General features: G+C 34.5%; 16 protein-coding genes and 4 pseudogenes. 6 read left to right on the forward strand and 14 right to left on the reverse strand.

From position 1 onward, the window contains the following. Positions 1-148 precede the first annotated feature (148 nt). From HNQ85_RS18085 to HNQ85_RS12645, 6 genes and pseudogenes are all read right to left on the reverse strand, one after another. Positions 149-328 (reverse strand): annotated as a pseudogene (locus tag HNQ85_RS18085) (recombinase family protein); the annotation flags it as partial. Positions 329-1,195: 867 nt separating this feature from the next. Then, on the reverse strand, positions 1,196-2,167 hold the full coding sequence (locus HNQ85_RS12625) for an MFS transporter (protein WP_343046514.1): 972 nt from the start codon (positions 2,165-2,167) through the stop codon (positions 1,196-1,198). A 17-nt stretch (positions 2,168-2,184) separates the two neighbouring features. Next, positions 2,185-2,475, reverse strand: coding sequence for a nucleotidyltransferase domain-containing protein (locus HNQ85_RS12630; protein WP_246326863.1), 291 nt, complete (start codon positions 2,473-2,475; stop codon positions 2,185-2,187). A 475-nt stretch (positions 2,476-2,950) separates the two neighbouring features. Beyond that, positions 2,951-3,481: a DinB family protein gene (locus tag HNQ85_RS12635; RefSeq protein ID WP_181538079.1), complete on the reverse strand. Its 531-nt coding sequence runs from the start codon at positions 3,479-3,481 to the stop codon at positions 2,951-2,953. A gap of 155 nt (positions 3,482-3,636) precedes the next feature. Continuing rightward, entirely contained in the window at positions 3,637-4,218 is a 582-nt protein-coding gene (locus HNQ85_RS12640) for a nucleotidyltransferase family protein (protein ID WP_181538080.1), read from the reverse strand. A 304-nt stretch (positions 4,219-4,522) separates the two neighbouring features. Then, the gene (locus HNQ85_RS12645; protein WP_181538081.1) at positions 4,523-5,458 is read right to left on the reverse strand and encodes a DMT family transporter; all 936 of its coding nucleotides are present in this window, start codon (positions 5,456-5,458) and stop codon (positions 4,523-4,525) included. A gap of 118 nt (positions 5,459-5,576) precedes the next feature. On the opposite strand from HNQ85_RS12645, the gene HNQ85_RS12650 reads away from it, so the two are divergent. The 4 genes from HNQ85_RS12650 (at position 5,577) to HNQ85_RS12665 (ending at position 10,831) form a co-directional block, all read left to right on the forward strand. Continuing rightward, positions 5,577-6,461, forward strand: a complete 885-nt coding sequence (locus HNQ85_RS12650; protein WP_181538082.1) for a LysR family transcriptional regulator — start codon at positions 5,577-5,579, stop codon at positions 6,459-6,461. A 464-nt stretch (positions 6,462-6,925) separates the two neighbouring features. Further along, positions 6,926-8,158, forward strand: coding sequence for a peptidase T (gene pepT, locus HNQ85_RS12655; RefSeq protein ID WP_181538083.1), 1,233 nt, complete (start codon positions 6,926-6,928; stop codon positions 8,156-8,158). A gap of 667 nt (positions 8,159-8,825) precedes the next feature. After that, positions 8,826-9,716 (forward strand): protease HtpX, encoded by an 891-nt coding sequence (gene htpX, locus HNQ85_RS12660; RefSeq protein WP_181538084.1) that lies wholly within the window; start codon positions 8,826-8,828, stop codon positions 9,714-9,716. Positions 9,717-10,054: 338 nt separating this feature from the next. After that, entirely contained in the window at positions 10,055-10,831 is a 777-nt protein-coding gene (locus HNQ85_RS12665; RefSeq protein WP_181538085.1) for a methyltransferase domain-containing protein, read from the forward strand. 110 nt (positions 10,832-10,941) lie between these two features. Here HNQ85_RS12665 and HNQ85_RS12670 read toward each other — a convergent pair whose 3' ends face one another. The 6 genes and pseudogenes from HNQ85_RS12670 to HNQ85_RS12695 all read right to left on the reverse strand — a co-directional run. Continuing rightward, positions 10,942-11,349, reverse strand: a complete 408-nt coding sequence (locus HNQ85_RS12670) for a GNAT family acetyltransferase (protein WP_181538086.1) — start codon at positions 11,347-11,349, stop codon at positions 10,942-10,944. Between the two features lie 127 nt (positions 11,350-11,476). Continuing rightward, a complete protein-coding gene (locus HNQ85_RS12675) occupies positions 11,477-11,920 on the reverse strand; it encodes a GNAT family N-acetyltransferase (protein ID WP_181538087.1) in 444 nt (147 codons plus the stop codon). 295 nt (positions 11,921-12,215) lie between these two features. Continuing rightward, positions 12,216-13,109: a PhzF family phenazine biosynthesis isomerase gene (locus HNQ85_RS12680; protein WP_181538209.1), complete on the reverse strand. Its 894-nt coding sequence runs from the start codon at positions 13,107-13,109 to the stop codon at positions 12,216-12,218. Positions 13,110-13,249: 140 nt separating this feature from the next. Beyond that, a complete protein-coding gene (locus tag HNQ85_RS12685) occupies positions 13,250-13,960 on the reverse strand; it encodes an SDR family NAD(P)-dependent oxidoreductase (protein ID WP_181538088.1) in 711 nt (236 codons plus the stop codon). Between the two features lie 126 nt (positions 13,961-14,086). Beyond that, positions 14,087-14,686: a GNAT family N-acetyltransferase gene (locus HNQ85_RS12690; protein ID WP_181538210.1), complete on the reverse strand. Its 600-nt coding sequence runs from the start codon at positions 14,684-14,686 to the stop codon at positions 14,087-14,089. 334 nt (positions 14,687-15,020) lie between these two features. After that, positions 15,021-15,494 (reverse strand): annotated as a pseudogene (locus tag HNQ85_RS12695) (Sir2 family NAD-dependent protein deacetylase); the annotation flags it as partial. 119 nt (positions 15,495-15,613) lie between these two features. Between HNQ85_RS12695 and HNQ85_RS17645 the strand changes: the two are divergent. Continuing rightward, positions 15,614-15,727: pseudogene (locus HNQ85_RS17645) on the forward strand (IS6 family transposase); the annotation flags it as partial. Positions 15,728-15,851: 124 nt separating this feature from the next. Beyond that, the gene (gene spoVB / locus HNQ85_RS12700) at positions 15,852-17,381 is read left to right on the forward strand and encodes a stage V sporulation protein B (protein ID WP_181538089.1); all 1,530 of its coding nucleotides are present in this window, start codon (positions 15,852-15,854) and stop codon (positions 17,379-17,381) included. Positions 17,382-17,600: 219 nt separating this feature from the next. Here the strand turns inward: spoVB and HNQ85_RS12705 are convergent, their stop codons facing one another. Further along, complete coding sequence (locus tag HNQ85_RS12705; RefSeq protein WP_181538090.1) at positions 17,601-18,569, reverse strand: carbon-nitrogen hydrolase family protein; 969 nt, start codon at positions 18,567-18,569, stop codon at positions 17,601-17,603. Between the two features lie 425 nt (positions 18,570-18,994). Continuing rightward, positions 18,995-19,276: pseudogene (locus HNQ85_RS12710) on the reverse strand (DUF5680 domain-containing protein); the annotation flags it as partial. Between the last annotated feature and the right edge of the window lie 17 nt (positions 19,277-19,293).

Consider the following 19,293-nt stretch of genomic DNA (forward strand, 5'->3'; position numbering starts at 1 on the left):
CCAATTATGTAGGATGGGTACATGATCATGTGCATCTTTGAGTAACCTACTCGGTTAGTTTAATAAAACTGTTTTATTATTGAACATTTTGAGCCTGTTGCGTATTAAAATTTTTGCTGTAAGTAAATCTCATCGCATAACTACATTTTCAATACCACAGTAACCCTGACAATGCAAAAGCACCTTGCCTAGCCTTAACAGGTACACGGTTTCTTAAAGCCATCATACATTGAACTTTATTAAACTCTTCTTGTGTAACGATTGGTTCGTGTGCATTAGGTGTAATTATCCACTCATCTTCGTCCTTAACCCTTCTTAAAGGCTTCGTTTTTCGATTTAAAAGTCCTGATCCTTCCGTTTTTTTGTTCCTTTATAAACCGGATTTGCTAAGATACGCTAAATTTGTGCGTCCTGAAAGTAGGAACCTTTTTTAGTACGATAAACCTATTCGTTTAGATAAAGAGTTATCTCATACATCGGTTCTCCAACTAAATATTTATCAAAAATTAAGCGGATAATTTCTCTTTTTGTGTCATGTACTCTTAGCTTCTTTGTACTTCTATCATAAGGTGCTGGTCCATTTCCCCACTTTCCTAGCCTTGTCCCTCTTTTCTTTCCTTCATGTAAAAGGAGACTTTTCAGCGATTAATCTATTGGATTTCTGATTTGTTGTCATAAGACCATCACCTTTTTAGAAAAAAACATTATCATGATACCCTAAAAAGAAAAAAGACACTAACTCCCTTCAGTCAGTGTCTTCCAACGTTATTCTATTTCAAAAGTAACAATGACGACATTACTGAGCTATTCCGTTTGTTCAATAAGCCAAAACCTTCCTTTACTCAACATTCTTTGTTATTTACTTCAACAGCATAAGCATTATTCCTGTTTATTGAATGCCACATATTAGTGTAATGTAATAAACACTATTTAATATCTCATTTTGTTAACCCTTCTTTTACAGCCATGTTCGTGAATCAAAAATTCCTCAATATTTTCTACACTTATCCATTTTCAATAAGGGAGCATCCTCTATGGGGCCTTGGACTTTATTTAACAATGGTGCCATGTAATAATAGCCATAGCTTAGGTTTGGCTCGTTTTTAGTTGAGAGAAAATACTTCACCAATAAAAGGACCTATTGCCTACTTCATATCCTTATCCTTAAAACTTGTTCCTTCAATAATAGCATTATCTATATTTGAGCACTTTCAGATTCCAAAGATAAGCCTTTTTTGCGAACATATAAATGAACAAAACCAAACAATGCCGAGGACATTAATAAACACCCTGACAATATGTAAACGAGGCGGACTCCTATTATATCTGTTAGAACGCCAATGGTAATGATAGAAAAAATAATAGTGAGTTGGATGAGGGCTGATCTAGCCGAAAGAATTTTTGTTAACGTTTTTTCATTAGCACTATTTTGAAACATCGTTTCTTGTGCAAGGTCCCTTATTTGATAGGAAGGTCCCATTAAAAGAACCAAACATAAGGCTAGATACGGATTTGATACAAATCCATATATAAATGTCAATAACCCAAACATCAAAGAGCCAAATATCATAAATATAGATAAACGTCCTATCATCATGTTAGAAAGGCGATAAACTATAAAACCTCCTATCATTGTCCCTAAATAATAGGCGCCGTTAATATATCCCCACCATGCTTCACCTTTTCCGAGAGCTTCTTCGACATAAGTGAGAGTGACAGCTCCAATCCAAATCGTTCCAACAAAAGATTCCATTAAATCCATTATAACTATGATTCGTAACCCTTGATGTTGAAGAAGGTATTTCCACCCCGCTGTTAAACGACTGATCAACCCATCTTTTGATTCAATTTTTGATGTTTCGTTTACTCTTACTATATACAAATTACCAATTGATAATAAGATTAAGAAAAATGCAATACCGAGTGTTATTTGCTTGCCTAAAATTGAAATCAATACCCCACCAAATGCCCATCCAGCAAACAAAAATGTTTGGTCGACACTGGATATTAAGCTGTTTGCTTTTACTCTGTCGCTTTCAGATACAATGGCTCTTACGATTGAACTTTTTATAGGAGAGAAAAATCCATTAAAAAAAGAAATAAATGACATGAAAACGAAGATGAGAATCAAAATAAATATTGAGAACGGTTGATGAATAAGTACGATAAGTCCCGAAAGAAAAACTAATTAGCTCCATTTGATTTATTTAAAGCGTGTATTTCGTGAATAGGTAAATCTAAAAATTCATTTTCCCAAGGATAGAACTCACCTTTAATAACTTTTTTAAAATCCCATTCTTTAAGATATTCCTTTAAATGTAATTGGTCTTTTCGAAATAAGGCAATCTCTATATTTTTATGTTGTCTCGTTTCTTTGCCGATAAAAAGGTCAATTGCCCAACCACCTGCGAAAAACCACGTTTTATTAAATCCTGACATGAAAGAAGTAATATGATGGCATTGTTCAAATGACATATAAATCCTCCAGACTAAAGAAATTTATACCCTTATCTTCTATCTATCTCGGATTACATCCTTACTGAAACCTTCTTGAACCAACCTATCTTTTCCTTCAACAAGAAAAGCATTACTTCCTGCTTCTTGAAGTAATGCTTCCGGTAGTTTAATTATTTAAATAACCTCAGGAATAAGAATCTAATAAAACAGCCCCAGCCAGTTGTAATGTATCTATTTATGCTCAAAGAAATGTGGTCTAATTTTTTAGCTGAGGTTCCATCTCTATGTTTGAGCGTATTCACTATTTAGATATTTTTTATAATTGAATTGCAGCGTCTCATCCAATATGTATCAGAACCAGTTTTATTTAGCAGTCACACGATACCGTTTTTTCTGAAATATATTCATTAACTAATTGTTGCATCTCTTTCACAGCACTTTACAATGTTTTAAGGGCAAATAAGCAGTTTCTTTCGTTCTTATTGTATAAACGTTAAAAATTCACCTTATTTTTCTCTGCTTTATACCATTTACGAAGTTGGTTAATATGGGCTTGGTGGTATCGATTATGGTCAGCGATATGCCAAATTCCCCAGCGAATCGTTGCTTTTTTTCCGTTTTCATATTCAACGATTTTATCCCATTCACTATCAGTTAACTGATAACAAATAGACTGAAACATATTGAATACGTCATCATAATCAGTAAGAAGTGTTTCCAATGAAATTCCATAAATTAAAGGAATTTGATTGTTTTTATCGAACATTGGCCCATATTTTTCTTCAAGCAACTTTGGTACTGGCTCACCCTTGATTCTATAAACCCACTTAAGATCTACATACGCTAAATGTCTTATTAACTGTGCTGTGCTATTATATTCTTGATTTGGACCTTTATAATCTAATTCTTCCTGGGACATACCTGCAACAATAGATTTTAATCGTTTATAATTACCATCAACCATCGAAAACAGCATACCTATAATAGATTCCATTTTTGGTTCGCCTTTTAAATCCAAAATCATTCATTTCACCTCAACTCATAGCTAAATCCCAATAATTCTTTTATTTTACTTAAACCTTATTACTCTTTCTTGTTCTACTAAACTGCCTATTAGCCAACCGTGCTATGAACGTAGCGCCACAGATTATATAAGAAATGCTGTTCTTACATGAGAGTTTAATAAGAATGTTCAATATGAAAAACGTTAACCTTATACCAAATATCTTGCCAGTTCTTTTTTGTTATTCGTTCTTCGTAAATTTGTGCTCGTTCTTTTGATTCTTGAAAATAGGGTGTCGGTTTTACTTCCAAGTTAATCACATCATCTACTCCCCAAGGAGCAACCAAAATGATGTCATTCTTTTCATCTAATTTTACACCTAAAGATGTGGCTGTTTCTGGAAACTTTGATATCGCATCTACGGAAGATGAATAAGGAGGAATGTTATTGACAACGTGCATTCTTGCCTCATTTTTCACTGACCAAGGAATGTCAGGAAGGATATTTCTTAACCTAATTTCTAATCTTTTTTCTTCTAATTCTTCCATATTGGTATCATCAAAATAGATAACGTCAATATCTGGAATAGGAGTTCTTTCTTTAAAGCCATGTAACGTATCCCATATTTTCGAACGAACAAATCCAGCACAAATCCACCAATCAGGTAAATTCAACGACTTTACTGCTCTTAATATATTCATCATCCACTCGTCTTCTTTAATCAGTTGAATAATACCTTTCTCATTTTTGATCATCATCAATTAATTTCCCCCAACCAAACGTATATTCCTGTTATCGCATAAAACCCAAAATATAGAAGAGTTTTTTCCATTAAACTATCCTTTACTTCAACAAGAGAAGCATTACTTCCTGCTTGTTGAAATAATACTTCTGTTCGTGAACCCTTCACCGTTATCTGCCACATTATTGAACAAATGAGGAACCAATAGGGATTGTAATTCCCCACATGACGAAAGCAGAAATCTTATTCAACACAATCATAGTGAACTCTCAATGATAAAAATCCAATCGAAAGAACTAAACCATAAACAATTGCAACCATCATAGCGGTTCCCCTTTGTTATGCGACAGTATACGATTTTCTTTATTTTGTTGACTATAAATCATAAAAAGGATTCCACTAAACACAAACAATGCCCCTATCCCATGGATGATTGTTAATGGTTCATGAGAAAATACAGTTCCCATAACCGTTGCAGATATAGGCATCACATTGATAAATACAGATGCAGTTGATGCTCCAACATTTTGTATACCTCTATACCACCAAACAAAGCTGATAGCAGAAACAATAATAGCTACATATAGGACGCTTAGCCAGTCCTCCCACCTACTGCTTTTTATTGAATCCAAAGAGGTATAGTAAATAGCTAAAGGAGATAATAATATCGTTCCAAAGCCTGTTGCATAGGTCGTTGCAGTTAATGGGCTGTATTTTTTCATGACAACCTTTCCAATCACTGAATAAATACTCCAACTTAGACAGGCAGAAATTAAGACCAAATCAATCGGAGCAAATCCAAGTTCTAAAACAACACCTAATTGTCCATTAGTAATAATATATAAAGCCCCAAATAAAGCCGTTATCAACCCCAGTATACTCTTCCAATTTATTTTCTCTTTCAGGAAAATAGCTGAAAATAGCGTGATTAAAGGAGCATTTACAGCGATGACCAAAGAACTTTTTACAATAGGTGCATATTTAGTCGCGATAAAAAAACAAATGTTATACAAAAAAATCCCCGTAAGACCAAGTAACGTAAACATTCCCCAATCCTTTTTCGTCGGAACTGGTTGTTTAGGTTCCTTCCACCACATCAAAGGAAATAAAATGAGGCTTGCTCCAAAAAAACGAAAGAAAGCAACTGTGACAGGATGCAAACTTTCTGTTGAAATTTTCCCCGCAACAAAAGCCCCACCCCAAATGGTTGTAGTTAAAAATAGAAGAGCATAGGTTTTGATCTTGCTTGTTCGCATTAAAAGTCCTCCTCGCATATAAGAAATTTTTGTTATAATAAATTTTACAAAAATTTTTTCTATAGGTGTTATTGATAATCATTGATACCGTAAATCAATATTTTTGATAGGAGCCAAGATGGGGATGAATATTGATTATTTACAAACATTCCGTGAAGTGGCTAAATGGAACAGTTTTACAAAAGCAGGAGAAATGTTGGGATATGCCCAATCAAGTGTAACGACACAAATCAAAAAGTTAGAGGAAGAATTCGGGGTTGTTTTATTCGAACGTTGGGGAGGAAAAATCAAATTAACCCAAGCAGGCGTAGAATTATTAGAATATGCAAACAAAATTATAAGCTTGCTGGAGGAAGCCAAACAAAATCTTTCAGAGCAAACTGAGCTTTCTGGAACTTTATCCATTGGTACAATCGAGTCGATTGCAGGTTTTTATCTTCCACCGTATTTACAAGCTTTCAAAAACAAGCACCCAAAGGTCAACTTGCTGCTTCAACAAGGAATTTGTAAAGATTTATTGAAAGGGATAAAAGAAGGTAAATATGATTTAGCCATCATACTTGATAAAAAACAAGAAGACCCTGACTTAAATTTTATCACAATAAAAGAAGAACCATTGGTTTTAGTTGCCAAACCAAATCACCATTTGGTTCAATTCAATAACGTAAGCATAAAGGATTTAAATGGTGAAAAGTTAATTGTTACAGAGCAGAGATGTAGTTATCGTGAAATAATAGAAAGTTTATATCGTAGCTATGTCATACGATTTGAATACTCGATTGAATTAGAAAGTATAGAAGCCATTAAACGCTGTGTATCATATGGTCTTGGAATCGCGTTTTTACCGCTAATGACTGTGGATGAAGAAATAAAAAAAGGAGAATTAGCTTGTATTCCCCTTTCTCACCCAGAACTAAAAGTGTATTTGCAATTGGTTTACCATAAAAAGAAATGGATTTCACAATCAATGCAACGATTGATAAACCTATTATTGGAGGGTTAATGTAATATTTATAAGGCTACCCTGAAAATAAGCGGTATACAAAGATATAAACTCAATAGTACGGGCAATACAGCTTATTTTCATGCATCGTTGTGCCCAAAATTGGCATAAGTGTCTCTGTCAGCTTTTCTGGAATGAATAATGTATATGCCCCCCCTTATTAAAGGTAGGATTAGTAATAAACTCGAAATTGTTAATTTGCCTCTTAATGCTATCTAAATTTTCTCCTTGAAAGTCTAATCCTACTTCTCCAATATACTTATTGGATAATCTGCTTCTGCTATATCTTTTCACTTGATTTCATATGGACATTGATAGGTCACATCGAATAGCTCCAGTTCATTGGCATCCATGAAATTTTTCTTAGTAAACGTGGTATTCCTTCATTATCTCTTTCAATAGGAGCTATTTCACTTTTGTGATAAAATATATAGGAAAAAGATAACAAAAGGAGATGACGATTTATGAAACACGAAATCATCGAACGATTTACGAAGTATGTGAAAATTGACACCCAATCGGATCCAAATAGCAATACTTGTCCTTCTACACCTGGTCAATGGACGCTTGCGAAGATGCTCGTAGAAGAGTTAAAAGCAATTGGTATGGAAGAAGTAACAGTCGATGAAAATGGTTATGTGATGGCGACTTTACCTTCCAATACCGATAAAGATGTACCAACGATCGGATTTTTGGCGCATATGGATACGGCAACAGATTTTACAGGAGCCAATGTCAACCCGCAAATCGTGGAGTCGTATGATGGCGGGGATATCATATTGAATGAAGAGTTACATATCGTTCTTTCTCCAACGGATTTTCCCGAACTCGCAAACTATAAAGGACATACGTTAATCACGACAGATGGCACGACACTGTTAGGTGCAGACAATAAAGCAGGAATCGCCGAAATTATGACAGCGATGGCGTACCTCGTTCAACACCCAGAAATCAAACACGGAAAAGTTCGTGTCGCCTTTACACCGGATGAGGAAATCGGCAGAGGTCCACATAAATTTGATGTCTCGGCTTTTGGTGCCAAATATGCTTATACTGTGGACGGCGGCCCGCTTGGAGAGCTAGAGTACGAAAGCTTTAATGCTGCGCAGGCGAAAATCACGTTCAAAGGAAAAAACGTACATCCAGGTACAGCAAAAGGAAAAATGATTAACTCGATGAAAATGGCAATGGAATTTCACGAACATCTCCCAGCCAACGAAGCACCGGAACATACAGAAGGCTATGAAGGATTTTATCACCTTCTATCCTTCCAAGGCGATGTAGAAAAAACAACGCTTCATTATATTATTCGCGACTTTGACCGCCAACAATTTGAAGCAAGAAAAGTAAAGATGGAGGAAATTGCAGCAAAACTGCAAGAAAAGTACGGAAAAGAGCGAATCACCATCGAAATCAAAGACCAATATTATAACATGCGAGAAAAAATTGAGCCTGTCAAAGAAATCGTTGACATTGCGTACGAAGCAATGAAAAACTTAGATATTGAGCCAAAAATCTCACCAATCCGCGGCGGCACAGACGGCTCACAGCTTTCCTACATGGGACTGCCTACTCCGAACATTTTTACAGGCGGAGAAAACTTCCATGGCCGCTACGAATACATTTCTGTCGATAACATGATAAAAGCAACGAACGTCATTATCGAAATCATAAAATTGTTCGAACAAAAGGCATAACACGCTCGTAAAGGCTGTCCATCGTTTTGATATTATCCCCTTATAGTAGACAGAAAAAAGTAAAAGCTGATACTGTTTACTATGAAGGGGTTTTTTCATGGAAAAAATCAGACAAACGGATTCAGTAGAATTTAAATTAGAAGTGGTTCAAAAGTATCTGAACAAATGCTGTAGCCAAGTTATGATTTTCGATCTTTTGGTATGTACACTTTTGATTCCCCTCAAGCATTTTTACATATAAAAACGAAACGAAGATTAAGTTGTGCCCTCTTCAACTAACCTGCCCGTAGTCACCCATGAAGCGAGCTTCCCCACAGATGGCGAAGTTAATTCGCTCTTCCATAGACATGAAGCAGAATTAAATTCCTTAATTGCTGTTCCAATTGTTGCTCAATAGTCATAGTTTCACAATCCTCTAATGCTAACCTAATTTTAGTTATACAAATTGTACCATTTTTTTCGCAATTTTAATTACCTATTAAGAAGCTAATAATTTTACAATTATAAAATTACTGGAATCTTTCAAATCACTTAATACCAAGGAAAAAGCCTTTTTCTTGTTGACTTGTTTCAATTAGGGGATAATTAATTTTTTGAAAGATAAGCAAATATATTATGATAAAATAAAATATAAATGTAGAATACTTTTATAGAATGAGGGATTGATATGTTAAAACGAATTTCATTATTTGTTTTAACCAACTTACTGGTAGTTACCACTATTATCGTCATTACTTCGTTACTTGGTGTCAATCGATTCATATATGAAAATGGTATTTATATCTCTGAATTATTAATATTCAGTTTGGTGGTTGGATTCACCGGTTCCTTGTTTTCTTTATGGATCTCTAGATGGATGGCAATTCAATTAATGGGAGTTTATATTATTCATCCTCAACAACCTCGAAATAACGTAGAACAAATGCTTGTGGAAAAGGTGCACGGATTGGCTAAAAAAGCGGGTCTTCCTGTCATGCCAAAGGTAGGAATTTATGATTCTCCTGAAGTAAATGCCTTTGCTACCGGACCTAGCAAACGACGCTCATTAGTCGCAGTTTCTACTGGTTTACTGCAACACATGGACGAACAAGCCATTGAAGGAGTTTTAGCTCATGAAATTGCTCATATTGCGAATGGAGATATGGTAACCATGACGCTGCTCCAAGGAATTATCAATACATTTGTAGAGTTTTTATCAAGGGTGATATCGTTTATCATCTCTAAATTTGTTCGCGAAGAACTGGCTCATATAGTGTATTTAATTTCTTATTTTGTATTTAGCATGGTTTTTTCTCTTTTAGGAATTTTGGTCGTTTTCGCGTTTTCTCGCAAACGGGAATATGCGGCTGACAAAGGCGGAGCAAAATTAGCTGGTAAAGAAAAAATGATCCATGCATTGAGACAATTACAATCTTCCCTAGGATGGATTGATAACAGTCACGCAGCGGTTTCTACCTTAAAAATCAACAACCAACAAAAACATTCTTTATTCTCCACATTATTCTCTACACATCCTAGTTTAGAAGAACGAATTGAATATCTACAAACATTAAAATAAATGAATCGCCTATCTCCTTGGATGGAGATAGGCGTTTTTTATTAACCGTTAAAGTATCTTTTATATTTAGAAAGTACATCGAAACGGTTTCACGATGAATGTTCAAAAGTTCCATTAAAACTCTTATTAAATTATACTGCCCTTTAGATGAATAAAAAAACGATGCCTTATAAGCATCGTCCGTTAGCCACCCATGCTAAGAACGCAGCACCACAGATTATAGAAAAACTCTGCTCTTCTATAGCAGTTGAATAATTCTATATCTATTTGTCAGAATATTCCTAATTATTATGTTGGATAATTGGGAAACGTGATATCAGTTAGTGGGAGGTTTAGATGTGTTAAATAATAAAACTGATAGTGATAACTGGAATGCAAAGTTGTACGATCGTAAACATTCATTTGTCTCAAAATTTGGAGAGGATTTGATTGAGTTGTTAGCACCAAAGAAAGGCGAGTATATCCTTGACCTTGGTTGTGGAACAGGAGATTTAACTTATAAACTTCATAAACTTGGAGTAAATGTTGTTGGTATCGATAAATCAGAAAATATGGTAGAACAAGCAAAAAAGAAGTACCCGCATTTAAAATTTAAGGTGCAAGATGCTTTAAATCTTGATTATCATTGCGAATTTGATGCTGTTTTCTCGAACGCCACTCTTCACTGGGTAAAACCTCCAAAGCAGGCTTTAGATTGTATTTATAATGCCTTAAAACAAAATGGTAGATTTGTTGCAGAATTTGGTGGTAAAGGGAATGTTAAAATAATTACTGATGAAATCCTTAACCAATTTGAAAAATTAGGGATTGAATATAAAGCTGAACTATTCCCCTGGTATTTTCCAAGTATAGGCGAATATTCAACGCTAATGGAGGAAGTGGGCTTTAGAGTTATTTTTGCTCAACATTTTGATAGACCTACGCCGTTAGAGGGAGATAATGGAATAAGAAACTGGATTGAAATGTTCGGTAGGAGTATATTCGAAGGGTTAACCGAGGAAACAAAGAATTTAATCATAACTCAAGTAGAAAACAACCTGAAAGGAATCTTATTTCATAACGGTGCGTGGTTTGCAGATTATAAACGAATTCGTGTAATTGGAATAAAAGAATAGAAAGAGGGGACCAAAATAGGTCCTTTCTTTCACTACTCTCCCTTTATTTTAATAAAAAGTATTACTGTTGTTATTGCAGTAATGTCACTAAATCCTTTGACAAAAGATAACTAAATCCACTTTTCCATGAATATTAATTCATCCGTTTTAAAACCCATTTTTTCATAAAATCCTTGAACTTTACAATTATTCTTCTCAATCAATAGATTTACTTTCTCACACCCGAGTTTCTTAAACCGTTTTTCAAGTTCCATTATGATTTCCCGACCTATATTTCGCCCTTGGTATTCTGGATCAACAGCTAAATGATTGATCCATCCTCTTCTACCATCGTAACAACCCATTACCGCGCCTATAATTCGTCCATCTTCCTCTACGACGAAAAATAATTCAGAATCTCTTTTTAATTTTTTCTCAAGTCCTTCCATCGTATCAGAGCGAGATAAGATTAAACCCGCTCTTTTCCATAAATCAATTACTGCATCGAAATCGTTCAAGGTAAAGTCACGATATTTCATAGAACATCCACCCGCTTTTTTGCGTGAATATACCATATAATATATCAATTCATTTAACTAAAATGGTAAAATTTTACTGTTGGTTAGTTCAATTAAATAAGACACACCTTATCAAAGTGTTGTCAATTTACAAATTCTTTTTCATAACAATTCTATTGTTGTTCACAACATAACCATTTTTTCTATAGAAGTTTTCTGCGAGTCCCCCATTGGAAGTTAAAAGATAAATGCTTTTAACATTTTTCTTCTGTAATTCTTCTTCTAAAAATTGGAGAAGTTTGGAACCATAACCTTTTCCTTGAGTTTCATTATTGATGCATAATTCCGCTAAATAAAAAGTTATTCCCTGATATGTTTTTTTGCTGTTTCCTGCTATAAAGCCAATCGGAGTTTCATTGTTTTTCCAAAAAAATCCCGTAAATTTAGGAGTATGTAATAAATCCATAAGCCTTTCTTTAGCAGTTTCATACGTCCAACTTTCATTCCAAGGCTCACTATTAAAAACTTTAATATATAGTTCGATACATTGTTCCAAATTATCTGTTGTAATTGGCACAACTGTTTCTGCCACCAAAAATTCCTCCTTCCAATATAATTCTTCAACTACCCTGCCCTTAGCCAAACATGAAACAAGTTTCACCACAGATGATGGAAGTTAATTCATTCTTCCATGGGAGACAACCATACCGCATCTATGCATCACCATCAGAAGAATGAAAATGTGAAATATATTATGTCTATACTGCTCTTATAGCTGAAGTCAGAGGTCGATTACAAACTGATACTTCGAGTTCGTATGGGAGTGTTGCCTTTTTGGATTCAGAAATTTTCAGGATAGTAGATAGTAAAACAGGAAACTTTGTTAATTAAATAAGAACCTCAATCTCTTTTACAAAAACAGCTTTACCTGTAATTTCTACTTCATATGAATCCTCATTTTTCATCACATTTACTTCTACTCTTCCATCTCTTCCAATTTCCTGACCTTGTTCAATTAAAAGGTTTAGGTTTAATACGTTATTATCTGCGATATATTTTGCATAATATGCGCCCATTATCCCAGAAGCAGTTCCTGTTACTGGGTCTTCAATCGTGCCAGAGAAAGGCGAAGAAAAATGTCGAGCATGCATATGTGCATTTGAATCATAAGTTTCTAAACAAAAAGGGTGGACAGAAGCCATTGGCATTTCTTTCAATATACTTGGGAAGAGCTTATTATTGGGTTTCATTCTTTTGAAAGCACTTAGGGTTTTTATTGGAATTAATAAAGTCCAAGTACCTGTACTTCCGTATAAAATCGGTAAGTTCGGTTCTATATCGTCTTTTTTCAGCCCTATGGAAAAGGCTAAATCTTCAACTGAACCATTAAATTCTTTAAATTGTGGAGATGCTTGTTTCATCGTTATGTCTATTTCGTTTTGTGAATTTCGATTTATTCTTATTGGCAGAACTCCTGCTTTGGTTTCTATTGTTAAATCACTCTTTTCTTTTAGTAATTCTTTTGTTTTTAATGCATAAATAGCAGCCATTGTTGCATGACCACATAGATTCATTTCATGTCCAGGTGTAAAATAACGAATTCTAACGTCCGCTTTATCAGATTTAAGAGGGAAAGCTGTTTCATTAAAGCCTACTTTTAACGCTATTTCTTGCATTTCCTTTTCAGTGAGTTGGTCTCCATCTAAAACTACACCTGCTGGATTCCCCATATTTGGCTCATTACTGAATGCATCGTAATGATAAACTTTGACTTTACTCATTTTCATTACCTCCAGAATAAGATTAATCATTTCAAGGTTTTCTGCTTGATAGTCTCTCTTAATGCTGTCCTTTACTTCAACAAAAAAAGCATTACTTCCTGCTTTTTGAAGTAATGCTCCTATTAATCTTTTGGTGAATATCACCATTTTAATTCCTTAAAAAATGGTTGGACATATTGACAAGAATTTTCTTTATTTAATGTCTGTATCCACTTGAAAATTAACTCAGCTGCTTCAAATGCTTCCATATCTGCATCTGATGAACCAGAATCCGTTTTTAATCGACCTGGATGAATCACACTTACATGAATGCCTTTACTATTTAGTTCATTGTGTAAACATATTGACAGCATATTTTGAGCAGCTTTTGCTATTCGATATGAGTAAGAAAAGTGTCTATCTTTAAACTCGCCAGAAGCCATCTTTGATAAAGAACCGAGCCTGGAAGAAACATTGATTATTCTTGGATTTGAGGAATTAAAAAGAAAAGGAAGAGTAGCTTGAACGGTTCGTATAATGCCTAAGCAGTGAATATTGAATAAATCATATACCTCACTGGTATTTACCTTGTCTATTTGGTACTCAACCCCTGGAATTCCCGCATTGTTAATTAGTATGTCAATCTTATTTGTATATTTTTTAATAGTTAATTCTATATTTTTTTTACACGAATCTAAGCCAACATCTCCTTCAATTGGATAACATCTTTCACTAAACTCTTCCCTAATTCTTTGAAGTGCAGTATTATTTCTTATCAAAGGAAACACAACATAATTATTCGCGTGAAATACTTTTAGTAACTCATAACCTAAACCTCTGTTTGCCCCAGTAATTAAAACATGCCCACTCATTTTTTAACTCCTTTCGAGTGTATAATCTTCATTCGAATAAAAATACTAAATCTCTATTATACCTTTCTTCACTAAACTGACTATTAGCCACCCATGCCACATTTTGCGGCAACACATTTATGGAAGTTAATTCGTTCTTTCATGGGAATTGAATAAGGGATTATTCTTTTCAAACTCATCCCATTCCTCACGAAGAATACCCATCCGAATGGAATCGTAGTACTCGCCATTATAGTAGCGGCATTTTCTCATTCTCCCTTCTAATCGCATTCCTAATTTTTCCGCACATCTTATCATTCTTGGATTTCCTGACCAAGTCGTCAGACCCACTCTCTCGATAGTTAGATTTTCAAAGAGATAGTCAATCCATAAAGATAATGCTTCGGTTCCAAATCCACCATTCCAATGTTCAGGAGAATATATGACAATCCCCATTTCAAGCCATCGTGTACGTTTATCCTCCCAATAATAGCTAACCATGCCTATAATTTGATCTTGATATTCAATAATCATTTGACTTGGTACATCCGTAACATTCATTCTTTCTTCCATTCTCTTAGAAAACTCTTCAAAGGTACAAAATTCAAGCGGATAATACGGAGCATCGTACTTTTTCCATTCTGGATTCTCCACACCATATATCAGGTTATATAGAATTGGTACATCATCCCGCGTTGGCGTTCGTAGAGATATTCTTTTCCCTGTCAGTAACAACTTTAACAAAATACCCACCCCCATCTTATAGCATTCAACAATCTATGCTATGATCCCTTTTCTAAATAAGAAGTCTCATTAAAAAATGCTGCATATTAGTAAAGCTTTTGTTCAAAAACAATGATAAATGTTTCCAGCACATCATCCGAATAGTCCTTCTTTTTATATGCTTTAAGTCATGGCACACATAGATCAACCTAAATTTATGCTTAATGTTTTTATTTTTGATGGTCCACCTTAAATCTTTTCTCTCTACTTTGTTCCTCCAAAAAATCTTTGTCCTGATTTTTCGATGTCGCAAAAAGGAAAAATTTTCATATTCCTCCCCCCTAAAAAAACGAGCCATTTATAAGCTCGTTTGATTTTTTAGATATTCATTTATTTTTGTAACTGTATCTCCTATTCCTTCATGAATAACAATATCGAATAAATGGTCCATTTTTGTTGGTGTTTTATTAATCATTGCTTTTTTGATTTTAGGAGCTCTGTCTAAATAAACAGGAATTTGATTAACAGGATATACTTCAAGACTTGTTCCCATTGCGATAAAAAGATCGCTGTTATACGCTTTATTTAATGCTTCGTCGAATTTTTGAACCATACCGCCAAACAACACAACATCAGGTTTTAAGATAAAATTACAAATTTCCCCCCTTTTGTTTGTTTTATTACATCTTGGAATATCATGTTCGTTAATAAACGTTAAATCATATTTTGTTTTGCATTTCGGACATGTTGCAGTTTGAAGAGTTCCATGTAATTCAATAATGTTGAAATTTCCTGCTTTATGATGTAATCCATCAATATTTTGTGTTAAAATTGCTTCCTCACCACGATTTAAAACTTTCCAGTATACATCATACGAAAGTTTCTCTTCACTTCTTCTTGCTATTTCATCAAACTCGTTTTTTTCGATGAAAAATCGTAAACTTTTATTAAGAAGCTATGCATATGATTAAAAAGAAACAGGTTCACCAAGGGGTGAAGTCTGCCAAAAATCAAAAAGAATTCATCCACAACCTTTTCGGGTTAGCCTTAAAAGCTGGAAATTGACACACTCTATGTTTTTAGAACCTCTATGGCTATCCAATATCAATTTTTAAATCTTTTAGTAATGTTTGTCCTTTAATTTCATACAATTATTGTAAAAATAAAGGAATAACAATGAGGTATTATAATGAGTAAACAATCCATGATTAAAGGAACTCTGATTTTAACTGTTGCAGCATTCATAACAAAGTTAATGGGATTTGTCAATAGTATGGTAATGGCAAGGATGTTAGGCTCAGAAGGAATTGGCCTAGCGATGATGGCTATGCCTTTTACGGGAATTTTAATCTCATTAACTACGTTAGGGTTTGAAGTAGCTGTATCAAAACTCGTTGCTGAATATGATTCTAAGGGTAATCATCTATTGATTAAAAAAATTTTATTTGTCTCTTTATCTATAACTAGCATATTGAGCGTTATGTTAATGATAAGTTGTATCTTTTTATCAAGAATTTTATCCTCATTTTTCCTAACAGATCAAAGAGCATACTATTCTTTTATTTCTGTTATACCAATAGTGCCTATTGCAGCAGTTTCCTCAGTAATTAAAGGATATTTTCGTGGCAAACAAAATATGACACCAATCGCTTTATCTCAAATCATTGAACAAATGGTTAGAATAAGTTTTATGGTTATGTTAGTTCAATGGCTTTTACCCTATGGAATTGAATTTGCTGCAGCTGGTGCTGTTCTAGGTGGTGTTATCGGAGAGGGAGTCTCTATATTTTACTTAATTTCAATCTTTAAAAGGTCAAAGAATGAAAAATACAAATTACACCATTCTTTTTTTCATGAAATAAGTAAAGGGAAAGATATTTTATTTGACTTACTTCAAATCGGTCTCCCTACAACTGTAATTGGACTCATATATTCCATATCAGGCGTTCTTCAGCCTATTATTATTACACAATCCTTAGCTTTAGCAGGCATCGATACACCCTTAGCCACAAAACAATTTGGAATGCTGACAGGTTATGCAATGCCTTTAGTATTACTTCCCGGATTTATCACCTCTGCTTTGTCAGTTTCTTTAATCCCTGCAATTAGCGAAGCAAAAGCACAGAATAACTTCCCTCTTATTGATCTAAGAATTCAGCAAGCTGTGCGGATTTCTTTGATTATCGGTGTTCCATGGACAATAATTCTATATGTTTTTAGTAAATTACTAACAACTGTTATTTATAATTCACCAGAGGCAGGTGTGTTTCTAAAAATTTTATCTCCTTTTTTTCTTTTACAATATTTCCGTCTTCCCTTTCAATCAGTAATGATAGGACTTGGAAAAGCGAATATAGCAATGATAAATAATTTAGTCACCACCATTGTTACATTAATAGCAACTTTTATATTAGCTTCAAATTCCGAATTTGGAATATACGGTGTAGCATTGGCCTTTAATATAGGGGTAGTCTTAGGTACTTCCTTACATTTTCTAACTATTGTAAAATTAACTGGGTTTTCCATAAATATAAAAGATTTTTTAAAGGTTATATTTTCAGGATTTATGATGGGATGGGGAGGAATATCAGCATATAATTATCTTAGTAATCAAAATGTAAATACATTACTATTACTAATCTCTTCTTTAGCTTTTTCCATATTCATCTACCTTTTATTTATCTATTTTTTAAAAATGCTTGATTTTAGTAAAATCTAAATAATTAATAGTTATTAGTTTTTAAATTTGTTGTTATAAATAATTGATTATATATAAATGCAGCTTAATTTTCCGGCATATGTATAAACCTTTTTCCTAATCGGAATATTTTACTTATGTCGGTTTTTCAACGTGAACTTATATAGGCAAATTAATCACCTAAAATACTAGCTCTAGTATATTATTTTCTCCCAAAAAGTCGAGCATCCTCATTTCATATTAAAAAGTCGTTGATTTTACCCATTTCACACTATCCTTCTTCTCCTCATTCACGAACAGTTGGAACACATCAGGTCTTGAGTAGTGACCGACCACATCAAAGTCAAATTGACTATAGGCAATATCACGCAAATCAAGATCGGCTATAAGGATGTCTTCCTTGCCATAGACAGGTTCCTTAATATAGTCTCCCAATGGCCCCACAATGGCACTTCCTCCAGGGCACATCTCGTGAGGCGATGACGCCAATTCTTCATAGCAGGCTAAATCAGTAGGATACATATCCTTCGTAACATACTGATTGCAGGATAATACGAAGCATCTTCCTTCCGCTGCAATATGGCGAATCGTAGACTGCCAGAGTTCTCTAGAATCTGCCGTCGGAGCGATATAAATTTGAACCCCTTTGGCATACATCGCTACTCTAGCTAATGGCATGTAGTTTTCCCAACAAATCAACGCCCCTATTCTTCCATATGGCGTATCAAAAACAGGTAACGTGCTTCCGTCACCCTCGCCCCAAATGAGTCGTTCAGAGGCTGTAGGTTTTAGCTTCCTATGCTTCCCAAGCAAAGTACCATCTGGTCCAAAAAATAAAACACTACAGTAAAGAGTACCTCTACTAAACTCGTTATCTCTTTCAATGACACCGATAACAAGATAGACTCCAGCCTTACGGGCTGCTTCTCCTAACATTTCTGTTGTTTCGCTTGGTACGGCTACGGAATTTTCCCAGTAACGAAGCCAGTCTTTTCGTCCTTCTGGTGAACGGCTGCCGACCGTCGTTCCAAAAGTAAGCCCTCTTGGATAAGCTGGGATAAAAGCTTCTGGAAATACGACGATATTTGCCCCTTTTTCTGCAGCTTGTAGGGTTAACGAGATCGCCTTTTCCGTGCTTGCTTTTCGATCCATAATCACGGAAGCAGCTTGTACAACCGCTACACGTACACTCGATCGTTGGTTGGTCATTTTAAACTCTCCTCTTTCGTGTGTTCTTTTTTCTAGTATTTCTTCATCGAGGAAAGTAATCCTGCAACCGCTTTGAAAATATTGTCTTTCTTTTTCAAAATCAATAAGTAGCTGGAGATGAGTAAAATTCATTACATTAATTACTATCTATGCCATCTTAAGATTACTTTTGATGCAATCTATTGAACACTCCTCGTCAAACCTCATAATCAATTCGATAAGATAGTGAACGATATCATGAATCCAAGAGGACATAAAAACGGTACATCTCATTATCAAAAGAACATGTTTGAATCATTTTTAAAAATGGGAAATAAAATCGATTCATTTGTAGCTGCCTCACGTCATGAATTTCATTTTCTCCATATGACTCCCCTGCACGATCACCATCACGTTAGTAAAACAAGAAAAAACTGACCGTGTTTTTACCTGATAAATCCACCAGAATAGCTAAGACTATATACAACTCTGTTGGCAAAGAATATCGTCTCTTTTCCTTCGAACTTACCTAACTCACCCTTATGGCTATCTCTATAAATATAATCTCCTTCAACAAATTCTTTAGGTCCACGAAACGGAGTATCTGCACTAACATTTCTCATTGCTTTTCTTAAAAAGGCGTAAACTTCTTTTACAAATTCAATCTCAAATTCTTTATCAACTCCGCCTGAATAACACATAGACCAAATCGGATTCCCTTGATAGTAAACAACTTCTTGCGGAT

The sequence above is a fragment of the [Anoxybacillus] calidus genome (assembly GCF_013760845.1).
GTDB classification, from domain to species: Bacteria; Bacillota; Bacilli; order Bacillales; family Anoxybacillaceae; genus Paranoxybacillus; species Paranoxybacillus calidus.